Origin of the sequence: Mesorhizobium temperatum, assembly GCF_002284575.1 — a bacterium.
Taxonomy (GTDB): Bacteria; Pseudomonadota; Alphaproteobacteria; order Rhizobiales; family Rhizobiaceae; genus Mesorhizobium; species Mesorhizobium temperatum.
Genome location: NZ_NPKJ01000075.1, coordinates 228,280 through 246,656, shown reverse-complemented (window position 1 = coordinate 246,656; position 18,377 = coordinate 228,280). Strand labels below are relative to the sequence as shown.

20 protein-coding genes are annotated in these 18,377 nt (G+C 62.9%); 14 read left to right on the top strand and 6 right to left on the bottom strand.

Annotated features, from left to right (window positions below; translation table 11 throughout):
• Window positions 1-175: 175 nt before the first annotated feature.
• Window positions 176-1,552: an aspartate aminotransferase family protein gene (locus tag CIT26_RS32970; RefSeq protein WP_095496449.1), complete on the bottom strand. Its 1,377-nt coding sequence runs from the start codon at window positions 1,550-1,552 to the stop codon at window positions 176-178.
• Between the two features lie 144 nt (window positions 1,553-1,696).
• Here CIT26_RS32970 and CIT26_RS38385 point away from each other — a divergent pair, with 144 nt between their 5' ends.
• The 4 genes from CIT26_RS38385 (at window position 1,697) to CIT26_RS32955 (ending at window position 3,788) form a co-directional block, all read left to right on the top strand.
• Window positions 1,697-1,822: a hypothetical protein gene (locus CIT26_RS38385; protein WP_280951150.1), complete on the top strand. Its 126-nt coding sequence runs from the start codon at window positions 1,697-1,699 to the stop codon at window positions 1,820-1,822.
• Between the two features lie 2 nt (window positions 1,823-1,824).
• Entirely contained in the window at window positions 1,825-2,961 is a 1,137-nt protein-coding gene (locus CIT26_RS32965; RefSeq protein WP_095496448.1) for an NAD(P)/FAD-dependent oxidoreductase, read from the top strand.
• Between the two features lie 116 nt (window positions 2,962-3,077).
• Window positions 3,078-3,302, top strand: a complete 225-nt coding sequence (locus CIT26_RS32960) for a hypothetical protein (RefSeq protein WP_095496447.1) — start codon at window positions 3,078-3,080, stop codon at window positions 3,300-3,302.
• Between the two features lie 126 nt (window positions 3,303-3,428).
• Complete coding sequence (locus tag CIT26_RS32955; RefSeq protein ID WP_095496446.1) at window positions 3,429-3,788, top strand: YybH family protein; 360 nt, start codon at window positions 3,429-3,431, stop codon at window positions 3,786-3,788.
• Window positions 3,789-3,993: 205 nt separating this feature from the next.
• Here the strand turns inward: CIT26_RS32955 and CIT26_RS32950 are convergent, their stop codons facing one another.
• Window positions 3,994-4,431: a CBS domain-containing protein gene (locus CIT26_RS32950; RefSeq protein ID WP_095496445.1), complete on the bottom strand. Its 438-nt coding sequence runs from the start codon at window positions 4,429-4,431 to the stop codon at window positions 3,994-3,996.
• Between the two features lie 221 nt (window positions 4,432-4,652).
• On the opposite strand from CIT26_RS32950, the gene CIT26_RS32945 reads away from it, so the two are divergent.
• Window positions 4,653-5,087, top strand: a complete 435-nt coding sequence (locus CIT26_RS32945; RefSeq protein ID WP_095496444.1) for a hypothetical protein — start codon at window positions 4,653-4,655, stop codon at window positions 5,085-5,087.
• A 73-nt stretch (window positions 5,088-5,160) separates the two neighbouring features.
• Window positions 5,161-6,351 (top strand): NADH-quinone oxidoreductase subunit D, encoded by a 1,191-nt coding sequence (locus CIT26_RS32940; protein ID WP_095496443.1) that lies wholly within the window; start codon window positions 5,161-5,163, stop codon window positions 6,349-6,351.
• 110 nt (window positions 6,352-6,461) lie between these two features.
• On the opposite strand, the gene CIT26_RS32935 is transcribed toward CIT26_RS32940, so the two are convergent.
• The gene (locus tag CIT26_RS32935) at window positions 6,462-7,214 is read right to left on the bottom strand and encodes a metallophosphoesterase family protein (protein ID WP_095496442.1); all 753 of its coding nucleotides are present in this window, start codon (window positions 7,212-7,214) and stop codon (window positions 6,462-6,464) included.
• Window positions 7,207-8,019: a nucleotidyltransferase family protein gene (locus CIT26_RS32930; RefSeq protein WP_095496552.1), complete on the bottom strand. Its 813-nt coding sequence runs from the start codon at window positions 8,017-8,019 to the stop codon at window positions 7,207-7,209. The genes CIT26_RS32935 and CIT26_RS32930 overlap by 8 nt, the downstream gene beginning before the upstream one ends.
• 202 nt (window positions 8,020-8,221) lie before the next feature.
• On the opposite strand from CIT26_RS32930, the gene CIT26_RS32925 reads away from it, so the two are divergent.
• Window positions 8,222-8,506 carry an acylphosphatase gene (locus CIT26_RS32925; protein WP_095496441.1) on the top strand — a complete coding sequence of 95 codons (285 nt, stop codon included), beginning with the start codon at window positions 8,222-8,224 and terminating at the stop codon, window positions 8,504-8,506.
• Between the two features lie 235 nt (window positions 8,507-8,741).
• Window positions 8,742-10,448, top strand: a complete 1,707-nt coding sequence (locus tag CIT26_RS32920) for an HAD family hydrolase (RefSeq protein ID WP_095496440.1) — start codon at window positions 8,742-8,744, stop codon at window positions 10,446-10,448.
• Window positions 10,449-10,629: 181 nt separating this feature from the next.
• Here the strand turns inward: CIT26_RS32920 and CIT26_RS32915 are convergent, their stop codons facing one another.
• Window positions 10,630-11,064, bottom strand: coding sequence for a hypothetical protein (locus CIT26_RS32915; protein ID WP_082982175.1), 435 nt, complete (start codon window positions 11,062-11,064; stop codon window positions 10,630-10,632).
• Between the two features lie 299 nt (window positions 11,065-11,363).
• Between CIT26_RS32915 and CIT26_RS32910 the strand changes: the two genes are divergently transcribed.
• The gene (locus tag CIT26_RS32910) at window positions 11,364-11,549 is read left to right on the top strand and encodes a hypothetical protein (RefSeq protein WP_095496439.1); all 186 of its coding nucleotides are present in this window, start codon (window positions 11,364-11,366) and stop codon (window positions 11,547-11,549) included.
• Window positions 11,550-11,702: 153 nt separating this feature from the next.
• Here the strand turns inward: CIT26_RS32910 and CIT26_RS32905 are convergent, their stop codons facing one another.
• Window positions 11,703-12,635: a GntR family transcriptional regulator gene (locus tag CIT26_RS32905; RefSeq protein WP_167391621.1), complete on the bottom strand. Its 933-nt coding sequence runs from the start codon at window positions 12,633-12,635 to the stop codon at window positions 11,703-11,705.
• Window positions 12,636-12,769: 134 nt separating this feature from the next.
• Here CIT26_RS32905 and CIT26_RS32900 point away from each other — a divergent pair, with 134 nt between their 5' ends.
• The 5 genes from CIT26_RS32900 to CIT26_RS32880 are packed head-to-tail and all read left to right on the top strand — an operon-like array spanning window position 12,770 to window position 18,149.
• Window positions 12,770-13,966 carry a C45 family autoproteolytic acyltransferase/hydrolase gene (locus CIT26_RS32900; protein ID WP_095496437.1) on the top strand — a complete coding sequence of 399 codons (1,197 nt, stop codon included), beginning with the start codon at window positions 12,770-12,772 and terminating at the stop codon, window positions 13,964-13,966.
• Window positions 13,948-14,889, top strand: a complete 942-nt coding sequence (locus CIT26_RS32895; RefSeq protein WP_095496436.1) for an ABC transporter permease — start codon at window positions 13,948-13,950, stop codon at window positions 14,887-14,889. Before CIT26_RS32900 ends, CIT26_RS32895 begins: the two co-directional genes overlap by 19 nt.
• Complete coding sequence (locus CIT26_RS32890) at window positions 14,886-15,713, top strand: ABC transporter permease (RefSeq protein WP_095496435.1); 828 nt, start codon at window positions 14,886-14,888, stop codon at window positions 15,711-15,713. Before CIT26_RS32895 ends, CIT26_RS32890 begins: the two co-directional genes overlap by 4 nt.
• A gap of 11 nt (window positions 15,714-15,724) precedes the next feature.
• Window positions 15,725-17,386, top strand: a complete 1,662-nt coding sequence (locus CIT26_RS32885) for an ABC transporter ATP-binding protein (RefSeq protein WP_095496434.1) — start codon at window positions 15,725-15,727, stop codon at window positions 17,384-17,386.
• A gap of 25 nt (window positions 17,387-17,411) precedes the next feature.
• Complete coding sequence (locus CIT26_RS32880) at window positions 17,412-18,149, top strand: MOSC domain-containing protein (protein WP_167391620.1); 738 nt, start codon at window positions 17,412-17,414, stop codon at window positions 18,147-18,149.
• The last annotated feature ends 228 nt before the right edge of the window (window positions 18,150-18,377 follow it).

Genomic DNA, 18,377 nt, shown 5'->3' with positions numbered 1-18,377 from the left:
GCTTCGCCGAGCCACCTCTCCCCCACTCCGGTGGGGGCGAGGAACCCAACCTGGAATGAAGCCGCGATCTCACCGCCTCCTGCCGGACATCTCCCCGCAAGGGGGGAGATTGGACATCGCTTCGGCTTCGCCAATCACCAGCGCGCATTCAGCCTCTGCGTTTTCGATGACCTGTTCAGCGCGGTGATCCGACCTGCCCGGCGGCGGCTTCAAGCGATCTTTCGAACGCGTCGATCATCTCATCGACCTGTGGCTCGGTGATGATCAGCGGCGGGCAGAAGGCCACCGCGTCGCCCATGTTGCGCGAGATGACGCCGTTCTGCTGCATGAAACAGTTGACGAGCCCGCCCAGCGCGCCGGCCGTCTCCCACGGCGTCTTGTTCGCCTTGTCGCCGACCAGTTCGACCGCCGCGATCAGGCCGACGCCGCGCACCTCGCCGACAAGCGGGTGCGAAGCGAGCTCGCGCAGCCGCTTCTGCATATGCGCGCCGACCCTGCGCGCATTGCCGACAAGGTCGCGCTCCTCGATCAGCTTCAGGTTCTCGAACGCGACCGCCGCCGCGACGGGGTGGCCGCCGCCGGTGAAGCCGTGGCCGAAGGTGCCGATGCGATTGCTTTCGTCGGCAATCGGCTCGAACATTTTTTCGTTGATCAGCAGGGCCGAGATCGGCAGATAGGACGAAGAAATCTGCTTCGACAGCACCATGATGTCAGGCCTGATGCCGAAGGTCTGGGAACCGAACATCTCGCCGGTTCGACCAAAGCCGCAGATCACCTCGTCGGCGACGAGCAGGATGTCGTATTTCGACAGCACCGCCTGGATCTTCTCCCAGTAGCGGGCCGGCGGCACGATGACGCCGCCGGCGCCCATGATCGGCTCGCCGAAGAAGGCAGCGATGGTTTCCGGTCCTTCGGCCAGGATCAGCTTTTCCAAGTCGTCGGCAAGCCGGCTCGAAAACTGCTCTTCGCTTTCATTTGGCAACCCCTCGCGCCAATGGTGCGGCGTCGCCGTATGCAGCACATTGGCGATCGGCAGGTCGAAGGAAATGTGGTTGTTGGGCAGGCCGGTCAGGCTTGCCGAGGCAATGGTGACGCCGTGATAACCGCGAATGCGGCTGATGATCTTCTTGCGTGCCGGTTGGCCGATCGCATTCGACCGGTACCAGATCATCTTCATGGCCGTATCGTTGGCCTCGGAGCCGGAATTGGTGAAATACGCCTTGCTCATCGGCACTGGCGCCATCTGCACCAGCTTCTCGGCGAGATCGATCAGCGGCGAATGCGATTTGGAGCCGAAGTCGTGATAGTAAGGCAGCTTGGACATCTGGCGCACCGCCGCATCGACCAGCCGCTTCTCCGAAAAGCCGACCGCGACGCTCCAAAGCCCGGCCATCGCCTCGATATAGCGGTTGCCGGCGAGATCCTCGACATAGATGCCGTCGCCCTTCTCGATGACGAGTGGCCCTGCTTCCTCATGCTTGCGGGCATTGGTGTAGCCGTGCATGTGGTAGCTGATGTCGCGGGCTTCGGGAGAATTCGGTCGAGCGTCCATGATGGCTCCTGTCCTGCATGCCGGGACGTGCGTCCTGCCGCCGTTCGGCGCGCGCATCGGCCTCTGGATTAATGCTGTTTGGTGCATCCGTTTCTTGTAAGGGTGTCAAGCCCTTTCGGAAGGGCTGGCGGATGGACGGAAGACATGCAGAATTTCAGCTTCGAGGCTGCTAAACGCCGGAACCTGCGCCAAGCCGGCGGTGCGCGTCGCCAAGACTTGATCCCCGAACGGGTCACCAGCAGGCACAACAACAAGGCTGAGGTGGCCTGATCGTGGACCATGTCGACTGCATCGTCGCCGGCGCCGGCGTCATTGGCCTCGCGATCGCGCGAGAGATGGCGCGGCGTGGCATGGATACCCTGATCCTCGAGGCCGAGAACGCCATCGGCACCGGGACCAGTTCGCGCAATTCCGAGGTCATCCATGCCGGCATCTACTATCCGGCCGGATCGCTGAAGGCCCGGCTCTGCGTGCCAGGCCGGGAAAAGCTCTACCGTTATTGCCAGGAGCGGGCGGTCCCGCATGCTCGCTGCGGCAAGCTCATCGTCGCCACGGATGCCGAACAGGAGCCGGTGCTCGCTTCCATCCTGGCCAACGCCTCTGCTTGCGGCGCGGGCGATTTGACGCCCTTGACCGCAGCAGAGGCGCGCAGGCTGGAGCCGAAGCTGCGGTGCACGGCCGCCCTTTTGTCTCCCGCCACCGGCATCATCGACAGCCACGCTCTGATGCTTGCGCTGCGGGGCGATGCCGAGGAGCACGGGGCGGCGCTCAGCCTCAACACCCGCATCGTCTCTGGCCGGATCGATCGGGGCCGCATCGAGGGTGGGCGCATCGTGCTCGACACGATCGACGGCACCAGCGGCGAGCGCTTTGAAATCGCCACCACGCGCTTCGTCAACGCCGCCGGGCTTGGCGCCACGGCACTTGCCGGCTCGCTTGACGGGTTCGACCCGCAATTCGTGCCAGATCTTCGCTATGCCAAGGGCAATTATTTTTCGATCGCCGGCCGGGCGCCGTTCTCGCGGCTGGTCTATCCCGTGCCCGAACCCGGCGGGCTCGGTGTGCATCTGACGCTCGACCTCGATGGCGTCGCCCGCTTCGGGCCCGACGTCGAATGGACCGATAAACTCGACTATCGCGTCGATCCAACGCGTGGCGAGCGCTTCTACGACGAGATCCGCAAATACTGGCCGGACCTGGCCGATGGCAGTCTGCAGCCGGCCTACAGCGGCATTCGGCCGAAGCTCTCCGGTCCCGGCGAAGCCAATGCCGACTTCGTCATCCAGGACGCGGCGGTGCACGGCGTGGAGGGCCTGGTCAATTTGTTCGGCATCGAGAGCCCCGGCCTGACGTCAAGCCTGGCGATCGCCGACCATGTCGCGCAGCGCCTCGCGCCGAAGGCCAGCTAGCCGAGGGCCACCCGCGCGAGCGCGCCCGCTGCCAAAAGCAGAATCCAAAACGCCCGTAAGCCATCCGTAAGTCGGGGTCGCGGAACCTTGGTCCGTCGATCACCGGGACCATCGATATGAAGAACCGTTTCGAAGCCATACCGAACCCAAGCTGCCGGTTCGAGATCTGGGACAATGAGACCGGCGAGCCCGTGGTCCATCACGATCGGCTGCTCACCTTCGCCTCGGCGAAGTCGGCGGCAAGGGTCGCCGACTTCCTCAACGGCAGCCGCAGCCATCGGCGCCGCGCCGGCGCCGCCGAATGGCGCGTTGGGGACCGCGATGTCGGCTGGGGAGGATGATCGCCAAGCTGCTCTACCTGGCGATGGGCTTATCGCAGAGCTTCGCCGCAACACGGCGGCTCGCCTTCCAACGAAACTTGACGCAGGATCGAACGCTTTGGTACCGAGCGTCGGAGGAGTCTCGCCATGACCGATGAACCAAGCCGTGAATCGGCGCGTGATCCCCAGGATCTGGAGCGCCTGCTGATCTTCCGGCAGTGGGCGGGAGACATCGACGGCATGGCCGCGCTTTTTGAGTCGCATGCCGTCGTCGACAGCGGTGACGGCCGACTGACGCGTGGCCGCGAAGCGATCCGGGCACTCTTCGCGGAGATCACCGCAACGGGCCGAAAATTTGCTGCCGGAGATCAGGCCCCGGCTGTTGTCAGCGGAGACTTGGCACTCACGTCAACCCGTCTTCCCGATGGCACCGTAACCGCCGAGGTCGCCCGCCGCCAAGGCGACGGGACATGGCTGTGGGTCATCGATCGATTCTCCATTGCGTAGCGTCGGGCCGACGCATGACCCCGGAAATCGGAATCGATTTTTCGCTGGGGATCATGCGCAAACCAAGCGCCACAGCGTCCTTCCGCGTCCGAACGAACGCACGGCGCTGTGGCGCAAAGGAGTGAACCCAGTGCGGTTTTGGATCCGAACTTCCTGAACGCAGATGCCGTCGATCGAGCAGGAACCTCAAATCTGGTATGATGCATCAGTGCGCCGTTTGCGAATGGTTGCCGCCCGGCTGCGAGATGCCGCCCAGCGCTTCGCCGGCCCAGGCGGGCTCGCCATTCGTGGCGAGGTCGCCGAGCGAGACAATGCCAACCAATCGCCGGTCGCGGCTGATCACCGGCATTCGCCGCAGTTTGAGATCGCGCATATTCTGAAGGACATCGCCGACTTCCTGGTCATCAAAGCAGCATTGTACCTCCGCGCTCATCACGTCCCTGATCTTGGCGTCGGGACCTCTGCCCTCCGCGATCCCACGCACTGCAATGTCGCGGTCCGTGACCATACCGACCAGCCGGTCATTCTCCCCGACGGGCAGAACACCGGCGTCAAGATCGGCCATGGCTCGTGCGGCGTCCCGCAAGGACTGGTCCGGACTGGCGACCTTAACATTCTGTGTCATGCACTCGCTGATTCTCATGGCTTTCTCCTCGAGGTGCAGCGCCCCGCCGATCCTGTGATCAAGGTGTGATCAGGGGAGAATGAACGCCTGTCGGAATCGTTCCATCTTTCGACCAAGCGCGACGGGATAGGCTCCACCATGGCCATATCCGTGACGGACGGGAACCATAATCCGGCACAATGGTTGTGTGGTCACCAAGTGATCCTCCCCGAGCAAAATGGAAAACGGAAGGAACGATCATGCGCATGTTGACGACAATTGCCGCCCTTTCGGGATTGGCCTTGGCGCAGCCAATCCACGCGCAATCCACCGACCCGCAGCTTCCCCAAATCGCACCCCCGGAAGCCCTGCCCGATCCAGCTCTGCCTGACCAAACGCCGCCTGACCAAGCCCTGCCGGATCAAGCCCTGCCGGATCAAGGTTTCACCGACCAGAACTTTACTGGCATTGCGATCGTCGCCCTCGAGGATTTGCCTCCGGAACTCAAGACACAAGCCGAGGCCGTGATCACCCAGACCAGCGTTGAAGATCTGCTTACCCTGCAGAGCTCGATCGATGCGTCGCCGCAGGCAGCAACGGCGCTGGCGGCGAGCGGACTGGATTCCTCGCAAGTTGTTGCCGCCAACATCGATGGCGACGGCATGCTGACGCTGATCATCCAGACAACGACCTGATCGGCGGTCCGGGCGTGGCTGACCGGACCGCTCGGCTTCAGCCGTAAAAACCCAGTACAGCGGGAACACCGTCATGGTCGAAGCCGCAGTTCGCAACTTCACCCTCAACTTCGGGCCGCAGCATCCCTCGGCTCACGGCGTCCTGCGGCTGGTGCTGGAACTGGACGGCGAGATCGTCGAGCGTGCCGATCCCCATATCGGCCTGCTCCACCGCGGCACGGAAAAACTCATCGAGTACAAGAACTATCTGCAGGCCCTGCCCTATTTCGACCGGCTCGACTATGTCGCGCCGATGAACCAGGAGCATGCGTTCTGCCTCGCCGCCGAGAAGCTGCTCGAAATATCGGTTCCCAGGCGCGGACAGCTCATCCGTGTCCTCTTTTGCGAAATCGGCCGGCTTCTGTCGCATCTCCTCAACGTCACGACGCAGGCCATGGATATCGGCGCGCTGACCCCGCCCCTCTGGGGTTTCGCCGAGCGCGAGAAGCTGATGGTCTTCTACGAGCGCGCCTCCGGCGCCCGCATGCATGCGAATTATTTCAGGGTCGGCGGCGTGCACCAGGACCTGCCTCCGAAGCTCTTGGACGACATCTGGAATTTCTGCGATCCGTTCCTCAAGGTCTGCGGCAACCTCGACGAGTTGCTCACCGAAAACCGCATCTTCAAGCAGCGCAACGTCGATGTCGGCGTGATCGGCCTCGACGACGCCTGGGCCTGGGGCTTCTCCGGCCCGATGGTGCGCGGATCGGGCGCGGCATGGGATTTGCGCAAGGCGCAGCCATATGAGTGCTACCCCGAGATGGATTTCGACATTCCCATCGGCAAGAACGGCGACTGCTATGACCGCTATCTCGTCCGCATGGAGGAAATGCGCCAATCGGTGCGGATCATGAGGCAATGTCTGGAGAAATTGCGATCGCCGGAAGGCCAAGGGCCGGTGGCGATTCCGAACCACAAGATCACGCCGCCGCCGCGGGCAACGATGAAACGCTCGATGGAAGCGACCATCCACCATTTCAAACTCTATACGGAGGGCGTTCGCGTGCCCGCCGGAGAGGTCTATGCCGCGGTGGAGGCGCCGAAGGGCGAGTTCGGCGTCTATCTGGTTTCGAACGGCAGCAATATTCCCTATCGATGCAAGATCCGCGCGCCGTCCTTTGCCCATCTGCAAGCAATGGATTTTCTGTCGCGGGGGCACATGATCGCCGATGTCGCCGCGATCATCGGGTCGCTCGATATAGTGTTCGGCGAGATCGACCGCTAGCAGCCAAGTGGAATCACTTGGCGTCGCAGAAATGCGGCTAAAACAAACAGATAGAGCGGGATGTCTAGTTCAACTTAAACGTGTCCCGCTCTAACCACGCGCAGGGTGTTTCAGATTTCGAGTAAAGCGTAGGGACGGCCGGTCGGCTTCGCCACGTGCATGGCGACGTTGTAGACCGGGGCACCGCCGGGCGTGCGACCTTCATAGACGCCGCGATGCGCGTGGCCATGCACCACGGCGCTGACCTTGAACCGATCGATCGTCTCCGCCAGCCGCGACGAGCCCAGGAACGGAAAAATCTCCAATGGTTCGCCGGCGACCGTCTCGACCACCGGAGCGTAGTGCAGGACGACAACCGTACGATTGGTGCGAACCTGCCGCATTGCGTTTTCGAGCCGCATCGACTCGCTGACGCTTTCGGCGACCATCGCCTTGATCGCCGGCTCGCCGAAGGAGCCGAGCATGCGTGATCCAAAACCGCCAATAAAACCTTTCACGCCGACAAAGCCGACCTCCTTGATTTCCGTCGTCTGGCCGTCAAGAAGATGGACGCCCGCCTGCCGAAGAATGTGGGCGACGTCCTCGACCGCACCGGATTCATAGTCATGGTTGCCGAGCACGGCGACGACCGGGATTGCGCAGGCGCGCAAATCCTCCGCAAGGATTTCGGCCTCACGCGGCTTGCCGAGATTGGTAAGGTCGCCAGTGAGCACGAGGACGTCCGCTTCGCGCGAGACCTCGCCGAAGAGATCACGACAAGAGGCCTGGGCGTCTTCCTTCACATGCAGGTCGCCGACAGCCGCAATCTTGACGGTGCCGCCGTTCCCAACCGTTGCCGTGGCAGTTGTGCGCTTCTCAGCCATCACGAAATTCTCCTGTTCCGCCGACGCCGGCAAATCCCCATTCCTTGACGTCGATCTCGTAGTCGGTCGGCGAAAGCAGGCGCCCGCGGCAGATCTTCATTCGGGGAGTAGGCAACTCCCTCTGCTTGGCGAGCCGGTCAAGCAATTCGTCCAGCAGCCAGGCGGGAATGTGATCGCGCTCGCTCGGATAGATCCATCGAAAATTCAGAAGCTGCATCAACAGCACCTCCCAGTGAACTTCGAGGTAGGAAAGCAGCCGGTGCCAATCGATCTGATCCTGCGCCTTGAGGATGGTATGAGCGATGTCGGCGCCGTCGTGGCGGCGTCTGTCCTGGATGAAGCATTTGGACCAGATAAGCTCGGTCGGACCTACGATCCGCACCTGACTGCCCAGCAGCTCGATCTGCCGTGCATGCTCCAGCCACTGGTCGCCGACCGGCATGGTGCCATTTGCCGATGCGAATATGACGTCAAAAAAATGCGTGCTTTTGAAGACCTTTCCAAGCCATCGGTCGTCCACGATCTCGACCGCATAGCCGGCTTGCTTGAAATGGGCGAGGATGCGGGCGTAGTCGCCGGCCTTGCAGAAGATGTCGAGGTCCTTCGTCTGGCGCGTGACGCCCGTATAGGCGCTCACCGCGTAGGTGCCGGCGACAAGAAAGGGAATGTCCGTCGCGGCGAGTTCGCGGATCGCCTCTGTATAAAAGACCTCGGCCTCGGCGTGCTGAAGCGTCGGCGCCGCTTTCGCATCGATCGTCGGAACGGATGCCGGGATGGCGCCTCCCGTTGGAGAATCGTTGGTCATGAAATCGTGGCTCCGAAGCCCAGCAACCTGCAGCTGTCCGTCCTTAACAAAGCCGCCGCCGCATGGTTCCGTCGCCGACATCATGCGGACGGACGTCTCCATCGGACTGCCGGGCAGCCGAATTCGTTAAAAATGTGATGGCGGAGCCTTTTCCGCCGCTGGTGAGTTGAAGGTGTGAGAAACCAGCAGCACGGAGGTGACCATGGCGGACGAGCGCAAGGCGGTACGCGTCAGGCTCAATGGAAGGGTGCAAGGCGTCTCTTTTCGCGTTTGGACACGCACCGAGGCCGAGAAGCTCGGTCTGTCCGGATGGGTTCGCAACGAGGATGACGGATCCGTAACGGCACTGATCGTCGGAGCCGAGGGCGCGGTTTCGACGATGATGAGCCGGTTGTGGAAAGGGCCGACCGGGGCGTCGGTCTCCGGCGTGACATCCCAAGACGTCGATCCCGGCCAGGAGCCAAACGGATTCAGGATCATCGGCTAGCAAGCGGATACCGGCTTTGGGAAAAGCCGATGCTCAACCAAAAGCCAGGCCTCCGCGACGCCTGCCTTGCGCCGCCGGGAACAATCGACAGCCAGCGCCGTTTGGATCAATCAGCCATCATTACGGGCGGCCAGACAAACGATGACGGGAATCGGCCAATGGACGTCACCCGAGCAGACGGCTTTCCGCCCAGAAAGCATTTCGGTTCGGCTTTCGGACTGCCGACTACAATTCGATGTATGCTCTTGCACTAGCCACTGACTACGACGGCACACTCGCGGAAAACGGGATCGTTTCCGATGCGACCCGTGCTGCGCTCGAACGGCTGAAGGAAACCGGCCGCAAGTTGATAATGGTGACCGGTCGCGAGCTTGCCGACCTCGAAAGCGTTTTCCCGGAGCTTGGCATTTTCGACAAGGTCGTCGCCGAGAACGGCGCGCTCGTCTACACGCCGGCTTCGAAGGAGGAGCGCATCCTGGCGCCGGCCCCTCCGGCGGAATTCGTCGACAGGCTGATGATGCGCAAGATCGCGCCCCTGTCGATTGGACGTTCCGTCGTCGCCACCAGGGAGCCCAACGAGACCATCGTGCTGGAAGTGATCAAGGACCTTGGCCTGGAGCTGGAGATCATCTTCAACAAGGGTGCCGTCATGGTGCTGCCGAGCGGGGTCAACAAGGCGACCGGTCTTGCGGCCGCCCTTGAGGATCTGGAATTGTCCGCCCACAATGTCGTCGGCATCGGCGATGCGGAGAACGATCACGCCTTTCTGCGCGCCGTCGGCTTCGGAGTTGCAGTCGCCAATGCACTGCCGAAGGTAAGGGAGACGGCGGGCCACGTGACGAATGGTGCCCGCGGCGCGGGCGTGAGGGAGTTGATCGAGGGCCTCATCTCGCATGACGCCGCCTTGCTAGACACGGCGCGGCAACGCATCAAGATTGGCGCGGACGACGGATCGGGCGCGGTGATGCATCTTTCACCGCGCGGCGGCGGCGTGCTGCTGGCCGGCACGTCGGGAATCGGGAAATCCACCCTCGCCACCGCCCTGACCGAGCGCTTCGTCGAGCAAGGCTTCCAGTTTTGCGTGCTCGACCCGGAGGGCGACTACGAGGACCTGGAGGACGTGCTGGTGGTTGGCGACGCAAAAAGCCCGCCGAGCTCGCGCGAAATCTTCGATCTCTTGTCGAAGCCGTCCAACAATGTCGCCGTCAACATGCTCGGGATCAAGACCGCGGAGCGGCCAAACGCCTTCGCCAAGCTGCTGCCGGAGCTTGCCGCGCTTCGCGCCCGCACCGGACGCCCGCACTGGCTGATCATCGACGAGGCACACCACCTGTTGCCGCACGCGCGCGATGGCACATCCTTTGCGCTTCCAAAAAGCTTTTCGGCGACCATTCTGGTCACAGTACATCCCGATCTGGTTTCGCGGGATGTGCTGGCAGGTGTCGACACGGTGCTGGCTCTTGGCCCGGAAGCCGACAAGGTCATCGAAAGCTTCTGTGCCGCAATTGGCGAGGGCGTACCGCAGGGCGTCGTGCCGCCACCGGAAAACAAGGTCTTGTATTGGAACCGGTCGACGGCCGGTCCCGCAAGACCGATCTCAATCGAGCGTCCCCGGCAGGAACGCAAGCGCCATATCCGCAAGTATGCCGAGGGCGATCTTGGCGACAACAGTTTCTATTTCCGCGGCGCGGACGGCAGGCTCAACCTGAAAGCGCAAAATCTCATGATGTTCCTCCATATCGCCGAGGGGATCGACGACCGCACCTGGGAGCATCACTTGCGCGCCGGCGACTATTCGGCCTGGTTCCGCGACCAGGTCAAGGACCAGGGACTTGCGGAGGAAGCGGCTGTCATCGAGGATGACGATAGTCTCGATCCGCATAGAAGCCGCGCCGCCATCGCGGAAGCGGTCCATCGCCGCTACACCGCGCCCGCCGACTGAAATCCGCCCATGCCTGTGGTATCGAGGCCGATTGGATCGAGCTTCGCCGATGGCGGATCGCCGCCGAACGGCATATCCGCACATCAACGACCACTGATGCGAGGCGTGGAAATCGCTTCGCCGCCTCCATCACCTGAACGTGCCGGCCCCTAGCGTGAATGCCGGCAGCGTCAATGCTGCGTCAATGCATGAATGTTCCTCGCAGCCAGGCGAAGAAGCCGAACCTCTCGGACATTGCCGCACGGACGCGAGAGGCAGCCCATCGCGCTCGTATCGTGGCGCCGACATGGCAATGGCAGACGATTTCGTGCAACTGCCAGTCGGTCAGTTCGAAGAAGCGCCTGGCTTCACCGTAGGTGTCGTCTCTCAAGCCTTGTGCGCGAAAGATCGGGTCCTCGAAGGCAACCGTGAGAGGCGAGTCGTTGTAACGCATTTTTTCGCGTATCTCAGGGGACTTGTATTCGGTGCCCGTCAGCGCTTCGAGACGCCGATCGGGATTTTTCTCCAGCAGTTTCGCCCAACGTTCGAGACGCTGGCTTCGGGTCGCTACGAGGTCTGTTGCTTCAGCGTGAACGTCGGCAACGGTATGCAGTTGGTCAAGTGTTTGGTGCTTCACGGCCGCCTCCTATTCAGTAGGTGAGTTCGTCCCACCCTGAAATGGAAATTATGGCGCTCCACGACGCCGACAAGGCCCTCATGCGCGTACCATTCGATCACTTTTCTGACGGCGCCGTCCTGCCACGAGTGCCTGATGCCTGCGGGATCATCGGAGGTTGCCATCGGAACCATAGGCACGCGTGGTCGTTCTGCGTGCATCAGCCCGTAGAGCGAAACCGGTCGAAACGGGTGGCGTCAAATCCCGGCCGACGTCAGCGACGCGCCAAGGCAGAGTGCAGCGAGGAAGGAAATCACGCCATGGCCATTCTTCCCACTCCCGAACCAACGCCCACTCCGGCGCCCACGCCACCGCCGCTTCCTGAACCGAAGCCGGTGCGCGAGCCGGACCCGGACAGACTTCCCGACGAGGCTCCCGTTCCCAATCCGGATGAAAATGATGCGCCGCTGAAAATCGGTCCTAAAACATCCAATCCCGGCATTTGACGGAGCGGATTGGCGTGAAGCGATCGGCGGGACGCTCGCTCCAGATCGCCCAATTCCCGATGGAGGCCGGTGTCGGCGCATTGCGCGGCCATCGAGCGCGTGACGCTCAGGCGGCGCGGAATGATGATGGAATGATGCTCACCGTGGCAGGCATCAGATCGAGCGCTGCGGCGAAGCGAACTCGGAGGCCTGCCGTAGATGCTGGCGCAGCAGCGCCTCGGCCCATTCGATCTCGCCCGCTTCGACAGCATCGAGGATGGCCAGATGTTCCCGGCAGGACTGCTCGATGCGTTCCGCCGGCAGTTCCTCGAAACCTGCCGATTCCTGCAACCGGCGCAGATTGTTCTGCTGGCGCACCGCATCCGCCAGGAACCGGTTGCCGGAACAGGCCGCAAGCCCTTCGTGAAACGATGCGTTGATCCGGAACCATTCGTCGCCGCCGATCAGCGTCTTGCCCGTCGACACGATCGCCAGGATGCGCTCGTGAGCGCGCCGGACCGGCGCCAGCTGCTGGGGATCCGCATTGAACATGGGCGACCGCAGCGCCGCGCATTCGACGGCCATCCGGAATTCATAGCTTTCCCGGTAGGCGTCCTCGCCGACAAGTGTGTCGGCGAAACGCCAGCCATGCCCCGGCAGGCGCTGCACCAGCCCTTCGGCGGCAAAGCGGAGCAAAAGCTTGCGCACGACGCCGCGCGACACTTGATAGCGCGGCATCAATTCCGCCTCGGACACCTCCTGGGGCAACTGACCGAGCGCGCGCTCCCGCATCATCCTGCGGTAAAGCTCCTCGAGCGGAGAACTGGGCAGGATATCCTCAGGGTCGAGGTCGGCGACATCGCGTGCCAATTGCAGCCCCCTCGTCTCGAAGGGGCTTAAGATGCCCTGGGCGACCAGCAGTTCCAGCGCCGCGCTGACGGGGGAACGCGAAACGCCGAACGTGCGGGCAAGGTCCGGCACCGAGACGCGGGTTCCAACCGTCCAGCCCGAATCCCTGATCCGCTCCAGGATCCGCCGCGCCAGATCGATCTGCAGCGGACTGGCTACCTCGCTGCGTGCCGGCCGGTCGATGATCGTTTCGTTCATAGGCACTTCCTCAAGCGTTCGCATTATAGATATGCGCCACGCAGTTCGAACTGGCAATCTAGCGAATTTTCCTGCTTTTCATTCGATCAAAATGCATTAATATCCAAGCTCACACGAGTTGAGGCCTCCCTTTAATGACAACAGTCGCACCTTTTCCGCTTGTCGAGATCGATGGAGCGCCAAGAGCGCGCGGCATGGCCTATGGCGAACAGGCGCGCGGGCGTATCGGCGCTTCGGTAGCGCTCTATGCCGGCCAACTCGACCGTTTCGGCTTCAGGCGGGACGATGTCGCGCGGTTCTCCGGCATCTTTCTGCCTCGCTTGCGGCAATGGGCGCCCGATCTCGTCGAGGAAATGGAAGGGATTGCGTCAGGCGCCAACCTCGACCTGTCCTCGATCGTCCTGGTCAATGCGCGTACCGAAATCCTGCAGCTTGCCCGGCGCGAGAAAGGCATTTCCGACGACGAGCCCGACGGATGCACGGGCGCGGCGATCCTGCCGGAGGCAACCCGGAACGGCAGGCTCATCCACGGCCAGAACTGGGATTGGAAGGCCGAGTGCGCCGAGACCTCGGTGGTGCTGCGCATCCGGCGAACGGACGGGCCGGACCTCCTCACCTTCACCGAAGCCGGCGGACTGGCGCGCAGCGGCTTCAACGCGGCCGGCATCGGCATCACCGCGAACTATCTCGAATCGGACCGCGACTATCGCGAGATCGGAATTCCGCTTCCCTTCGTCCGGCGCCGGGCTCTTGAGGCGCAGCATTTCGCCCATGCCATCAAGGTGGTGGCGACGACGCCGAAATCCGGCTCCAACAACATGATCCTGAGCACCGCCGAGGGGTTCACGGTCGATTTCGAATGCGCGCCGGACGAGGCCTTCGCCATCTATCCGGACAACGACATGATCGTCCACGCCAATCACTGGCAGAGCCCCGTGGCATTGTCGAAGCTGCGCGAAACCGGACTTCGCGACGTGCCGGACAGTCTCTATCGCGACCACCGCGTGCGCCGTCACCTGTCGGCGCGGCATGGGGACATTACCATCGACGACCTGAAGGAAGCCTTGTTCGACGACTTCGCTTCGCCGTTCAGCGTGTGCCGTCCGCAGATCAGGAAGGAAGGCGGCAATCTCTCGGCGACGGTGGCGATGATCGTCTTCGAACCAGCCGCCGGCGTCATGGAGATCGCGCCGTTGCCGGCCAAGAACCGCGAATTCACCCGCTACGAACTCACCATCGAAGACGAGATCCTCGAGCGCGCGGAGAAGGCAGTGCCGGCGCGGGAGAGACCTTCGATATCACAGGAGAAACGATGGTCCGCTTTGTCCTGACCCGGATCGCCAGCGCCATACCGACCCTCATCCTGGTGTCGGTTGCGGTGTTTGTGATGATGCGCTTCGTCCCCGGCGATCCCGCGACGCTGATGCTGGGAGACCTCGCGCAGCCCGGACAGGTCGATGCGATGCGGCATCAGATGGGGCTCGACCAGCCTGTGGTGGTGCAATATCTGATCTGGGCCGGCAACGTCCTTTCAGGCGATTTCGGACGCTCGATCGGCAGCGGGCAAGAGGTGCTGCCGCTGATCCTCGACCGTTTCGCCGTCTCCTCGACCATCGTTTTTCTCGCCGTGCTTGTTGCCTCGGCGATCGCCGTGCCTGCCGGCATGCTGGCCGCCTGGAAGCAGGACAGTCTCCGCGACGTCACTGTCGTCGCCACCTCGACCATCCTGCTCTCGATCCCCAGTTTCTGGCTGGGGCTGATGCTGATGCTGATCTTCGGCCTCTATCTCGGCTGGCTGCCGGTCGTCGGCTATGTGCCCTTCAGCCGCGACTTCGCCCAAGCCGCTCTCTATGTGATCCTGCCCGTGGTTACCCTGGTGCTCGTCGAATCCGGCCCGATTGCACGCATGGCCAGGGCCAGCACGATCGAGGTGGCGCGCCTGGAATACATCACCCATGCGCGGGCGAAGGGGCTTTCGGAAAGCGCGGTGATGTGGCGACACGCTTTCAAGAATGCCTTCGCGCCCACCTTGACCCTGATCGGCTTGGTGCTCGGCAGCCTGCTTTCCAGCATCGTCGTCATCGAGACCGTCTTCACCATTCCCGGCCTCGGCCGGCTGCTGGTCGATGCGATCTATGCCCGCAACTATCCCGTGATTCAGGGTACGATGCTGTTCGTTGCCTTCATCTACGTCGTGGTCAACCTTCTCGTTGACCTCGTCTATCCGCTGCTCGATCCGAGGGTCGCCGCATGATCGCCCGTGTGCTCGGCCGGCCCGGCCTGAAATTCAACGCGATCTTCGGGATCGCCGTCACCGGGACATTGATCCTTCTGGCCGTGTTCGGCCCGTGGATCGCGCCCTACGATCCGCTCAAGCTCGATCTGCCGTCGCGCCTCAGCGGGCCCTCGCCTCTGCACCTGCTCGGCGCCGACGAGTTCGGACGCGATGTGCTCAGCCGCCTCGCCAGCGGCGCGCGGACCAGCGCCTGGATCGCTTTTGCGACGGTCGCCTTCGCATTGATCCTCGGCATCGTGTTCGGCGTTCTCGCCGGTTTCCTGCGGGGCTGGGTCGATGGCGTCATCATGATGGTCAACGACGCCTTCCTCGCCTTCCCCGGCCTACTTCTGGCGCTCGGCCTGATGGCGGTGATCGGCGCCAGCCGCGAGGGCATCATCGTTGCGCTCGGCCTTGCCTACATGCCGATCGTGGTGCGCGTGGTGCGGGCCTCCGTGATGTCCATTCGCGAGCGGGAATATGTCGAGGCCTCCCGCGTGATGGGCAACAGCGAGATCATCACCATGGCGCGGCATGTGCTGCCCAATTGCGTCGCTCCGATCATCGTGCTCGCCACCACAATGTTCGGCTGGATCATCCTGTCGGAGAGCGCGCTGAGCTTTCTGGGGCTGGGCGTCCCGCCTCCGGCGCCGAGTTGGGGCAACATGCTGTCGACCGCACGGCCCTATATCGGCCAGGCGCCGCATCTGATCATCCTGCCGGGTCTCTGCATCTCGATCACGCTGCTCGGCATCAACATGCTGGGCGACGCGGTGCGCGACTGGCTCGACCCGAAAATGTAGGTGCTGGAAACATGCTCGTGCCGACCGGGGACAACAACACGATGCTTTCAGTGCGCAACCTGTCGATCTCGGTCGGGCCATCGGGAAAGCGGATCGTCGACGGGCTGAATTTCGACCTCGCCCCCAGTGACATGATGGCGCTGGTCGGCGAATCCGGTTCGGGCAAGACGATGGCGGCCCGTTCGATCGTGAGCTTGCTCCCTGCCCCGCTGGTCACGACGCCGGACAGCAGCATCCGCTTCGAAGGACAGGAGCTCACCGGCCTCGCCCCAAAGGCGCTGCGCCAGATACGCGGTGCGCAGATCGGCATGGTTTTCCAGGAGCCGATGGTCTCGCTCAATCCAGCCGTTACCATCGGCGAGCAGATGGCCGAAGGGCTTCGCCTGCATCGCGACATGTCGCGCGCCGAGATAAAGGATCGCTCGCTGGCAATGCTGGAGAGGATCCAGATCAAGGATCCCGGCAAATGCCTCGCGGCCTATCCGCACGAATTCTCCGGCGGCATGCGCCAACGCATCATGCTCGCATCGGTCATGCTGCTCAAACCGCGCCTGCTGATCGCCGACGAGCCGACCACCGCGCTCGACACGTTGGTGCAGCGCGACGTGCTCGACCTGATGGTCGAGCTGACGCGGGAGAACGGAACCGCCGTCCTGCTGATCAGCCACGACCTCGGCATGGTGTCGCACTATGTGAACAACGTGACGGTGATGTGCGAAGGCAAGGCCGTCGAACAGGGAAGCAGCGCCCAGGTCCTTCACGCACCGCAGCACGATTACACCAAGCGGTTGGTGGATGCGCTTCCCAAGCGCAGTGCCGGCGGATCGAGAAAAACCGTCGACGGCCCGCCCCTGGTAGAGATCAGCAATGTCGTCATCGACTATCCGGGCCGTCCCAGGCTGTTTGCGCGCGCGGCGCCGAAGCGCGCCGTCGACGGCGTCGACCTGACCATCCGGCGCGGCGAAACCCTGGCGCTGGTCGGCGCATCGGGCTCCGGCAAGACGACGCTCGGACGCGCCATTGTCGGCCTCGTCAGGCCGTCCGGTGGAACGATCTCGTTTCTTGGCAAGGAAATTGCGAATGGACGATCGGCTGACACGCGCTTGCAGCGTCGCGACATGCAGATCGTCTTCCAGGACCCCTATTCGTCGCTCGACCCTCGCCAGTCGATTGCCGAGATCGTCACCGAGCCGTTGAAGCTCGACACCGAATTGGACCGCAAGCGACGGACCGCGCGCATGGGTGAGGTCATTGAGGAAGTGGGGCTGACGCGCGACCTTCTCGAGCGTTTCCCGCATCAGCTGTCGGGCGGCCAACGCCAGCGCGTCGCGATCGCGCGGGCGATCGTCAGGCGACCGGCCTTCGTCGTTGCCGACGAGCCGGTTTCGGCGCTGGACATGACGGTGCAGAAACAAGTCCTGCTTCTCATCCGGTCGTTGCAGGAACGCTACGGCTTCGCCTGCCTGTTCGTCTCGCATGATCTGGGTGCGGTGGAGCAGGTTGCCGATCGGGTCGCGGTCATGCAGGACGGAATGATCGTCGAGATCGGCGACCGCGACGACGTCTTCGATCGACCGCGCCACGCCTACACACGCGCTCTTCTCGATGCGGCGATGCTGATCGATCGCCGTTTCGCCGATGGCGCGGGCGCACGCAAGGCAGTGGCGCAATGACGGCGACACGGATCGTCTCCCAATCATGACACCGTTCGGCCATATCAAGGAGATCTGGCGATATCCCGTCAGTTCGATGGGCGGCGAACGGCTGGACGGGACGGAGCTTGTGGAGGGCGGGATACCTGGCGACCGGATCTGGGGCATCGTCGACCGGCGCGATGGAATTGTTGCCGCGCCGGAGAAGCGAAAACATTGGCGGCCGCTGCCGAACCTTCTTGCAAGGCTGAAGGGCGACCGGCCAGAAATCGGATCGGATGATGGCTCCTGGATCGATGCCGGCTCCAGCCTGGCAGGCGAGATGGTTTCGGCCTTCCTCGATTTCCCGGCGTCGCTGCACCCACACGTCCCCTTCGGCTCGGAAGCCCAGGATCATATCGCGCCACGCTATCAGCGCGCCGACATCCACATCGTCACGACAGCCTCGATGAACAGGCTTGCCGGCCTGCTTGCGGATCCGTCGCAAGTGGATTCCAGGCGGTTCCGGCCCAACATCGTCATCGAGACCGACGCTTCGCAGGACGGTTTTGTCGAGCAGCAGATCATCGGCAAAGTGCTTTCGATCGGCGAGGCGCGCATCGTGATTTCGGAATCGTGCGCGCGCTGCACCTTCACGGCGCTGGCGCAACGCGATCTCGCCTTCGAACCGGCAGTGCTGCAAACCATAGCGCGCCATGGCGAAGGCGGCTTCGGCGCGCTCTGTCAGATCGTGCAGCCGGGCAAGATCAGGCTGGGCGACCAGGTCACCTTGAACGAAGCCTGACCTTCTTCCAGTTTTCGATGATGCCGGACGGCGCTACGTCATGGCGCTAGCGGTCAAAACCTGACGCTTGGTACCCGAAACGGAATACCGCCTTTGCCCCCCACCATTCGTCGGCGTACAAAATCGAATCCTAAGCAGACACCCGACCGGCTGAGCCTTCTGAAAACGCGGAAAAAATTGCAACTTCGCCGAGAATAATTCTGGTTCGTCCACGTTCTCCCTCCCGCA

Coding starts and splice junctions, on each gene's coding strand:
- CIT26_RS32970 (WP_095496449.1), bottom strand. CDS start 1,552: ATGGACGCTCGACCGAATTCTCCCGAAGCCCGCGACATCAGCTACCAC.
- CIT26_RS38385 (WP_280951150.1), top strand. CDS start 1,697: ATGCAGAATTTCAGCTTCGAGGCTGCTAAACGCCGGAACCTGCGCCAA.
- CIT26_RS32960 (WP_095496447.1), top strand. CDS start 3,078: ATGAAGAACCGTTTCGAAGCCATACCGAACCCAAGCTGCCGGTTCGAG.
- CIT26_RS32955 (WP_095496446.1), top strand. CDS start 3,429: ATGACCGATGAACCAAGCCGTGAATCGGCGCGTGATCCCCAGGATCTG.
- CIT26_RS32950 (WP_095496445.1), bottom strand. CDS start 4,431: ATGAGAATCAGCGAGTGCATGACACAGAATGTTAAGGTCGCCAGTCCG.
- CIT26_RS32945 (WP_095496444.1), top strand. CDS start 4,653: ATGCGCATGTTGACGACAATTGCCGCCCTTTCGGGATTGGCCTTGGCG.
- CIT26_RS32940 (WP_095496443.1), top strand. CDS start 5,161: ATGGTCGAAGCCGCAGTTCGCAACTTCACCCTCAACTTCGGGCCGCAG.
- CIT26_RS32935 (WP_095496442.1), bottom strand. CDS start 7,214: ATGGCTGAGAAGCGCACAACTGCCACGGCAACGGTTGGGAACGGCGGC.
- CIT26_RS32930 (WP_095496552.1), bottom strand. CDS start 8,019: ATGACCAACGATTCTCCAACGGGAGGCGCCATCCCGGCATCCGTTCCG.
- CIT26_RS32925 (WP_095496441.1), top strand. CDS start 8,222: ATGGCGGACGAGCGCAAGGCGGTACGCGTCAGGCTCAATGGAAGGGTG.
- CIT26_RS32920 (WP_095496440.1), top strand. CDS start 8,742: ATGTATGCTCTTGCACTAGCCACTGACTACGACGGCACACTCGCGGAA.
- CIT26_RS32910 (WP_095496439.1), top strand. CDS start 11,364: ATGGCCATTCTTCCCACTCCCGAACCAACGCCCACTCCGGCGCCCACG.
- CIT26_RS32905 (WP_167391621.1), bottom strand. CDS start 12,635: ATGAACGAAACGATCATCGACCGGCCGGCACGCAGCGAGGTAGCCAGT.
- CIT26_RS32900 (WP_095496437.1), top strand. CDS start 12,770: ATGACAACAGTCGCACCTTTTCCGCTTGTCGAGATCGATGGAGCGCCA.
- CIT26_RS32895 (WP_095496436.1), top strand. CDS start 13,948: ATGGTCCGCTTTGTCCTGACCCGGATCGCCAGCGCCATACCGACCCTC.
- CIT26_RS32890 (WP_095496435.1), top strand. CDS start 14,886: ATGATCGCCCGTGTGCTCGGCCGGCCCGGCCTGAAATTCAACGCGATC.
- CIT26_RS32885 (WP_095496434.1), top strand. CDS start 15,725: ATGCTCGTGCCGACCGGGGACAACAACACGATGCTTTCAGTGCGCAAC.
- CIT26_RS32880 (WP_167391620.1), top strand. CDS start 17,412: ATGACACCGTTCGGCCATATCAAGGAGATCTGGCGATATCCCGTCAGT.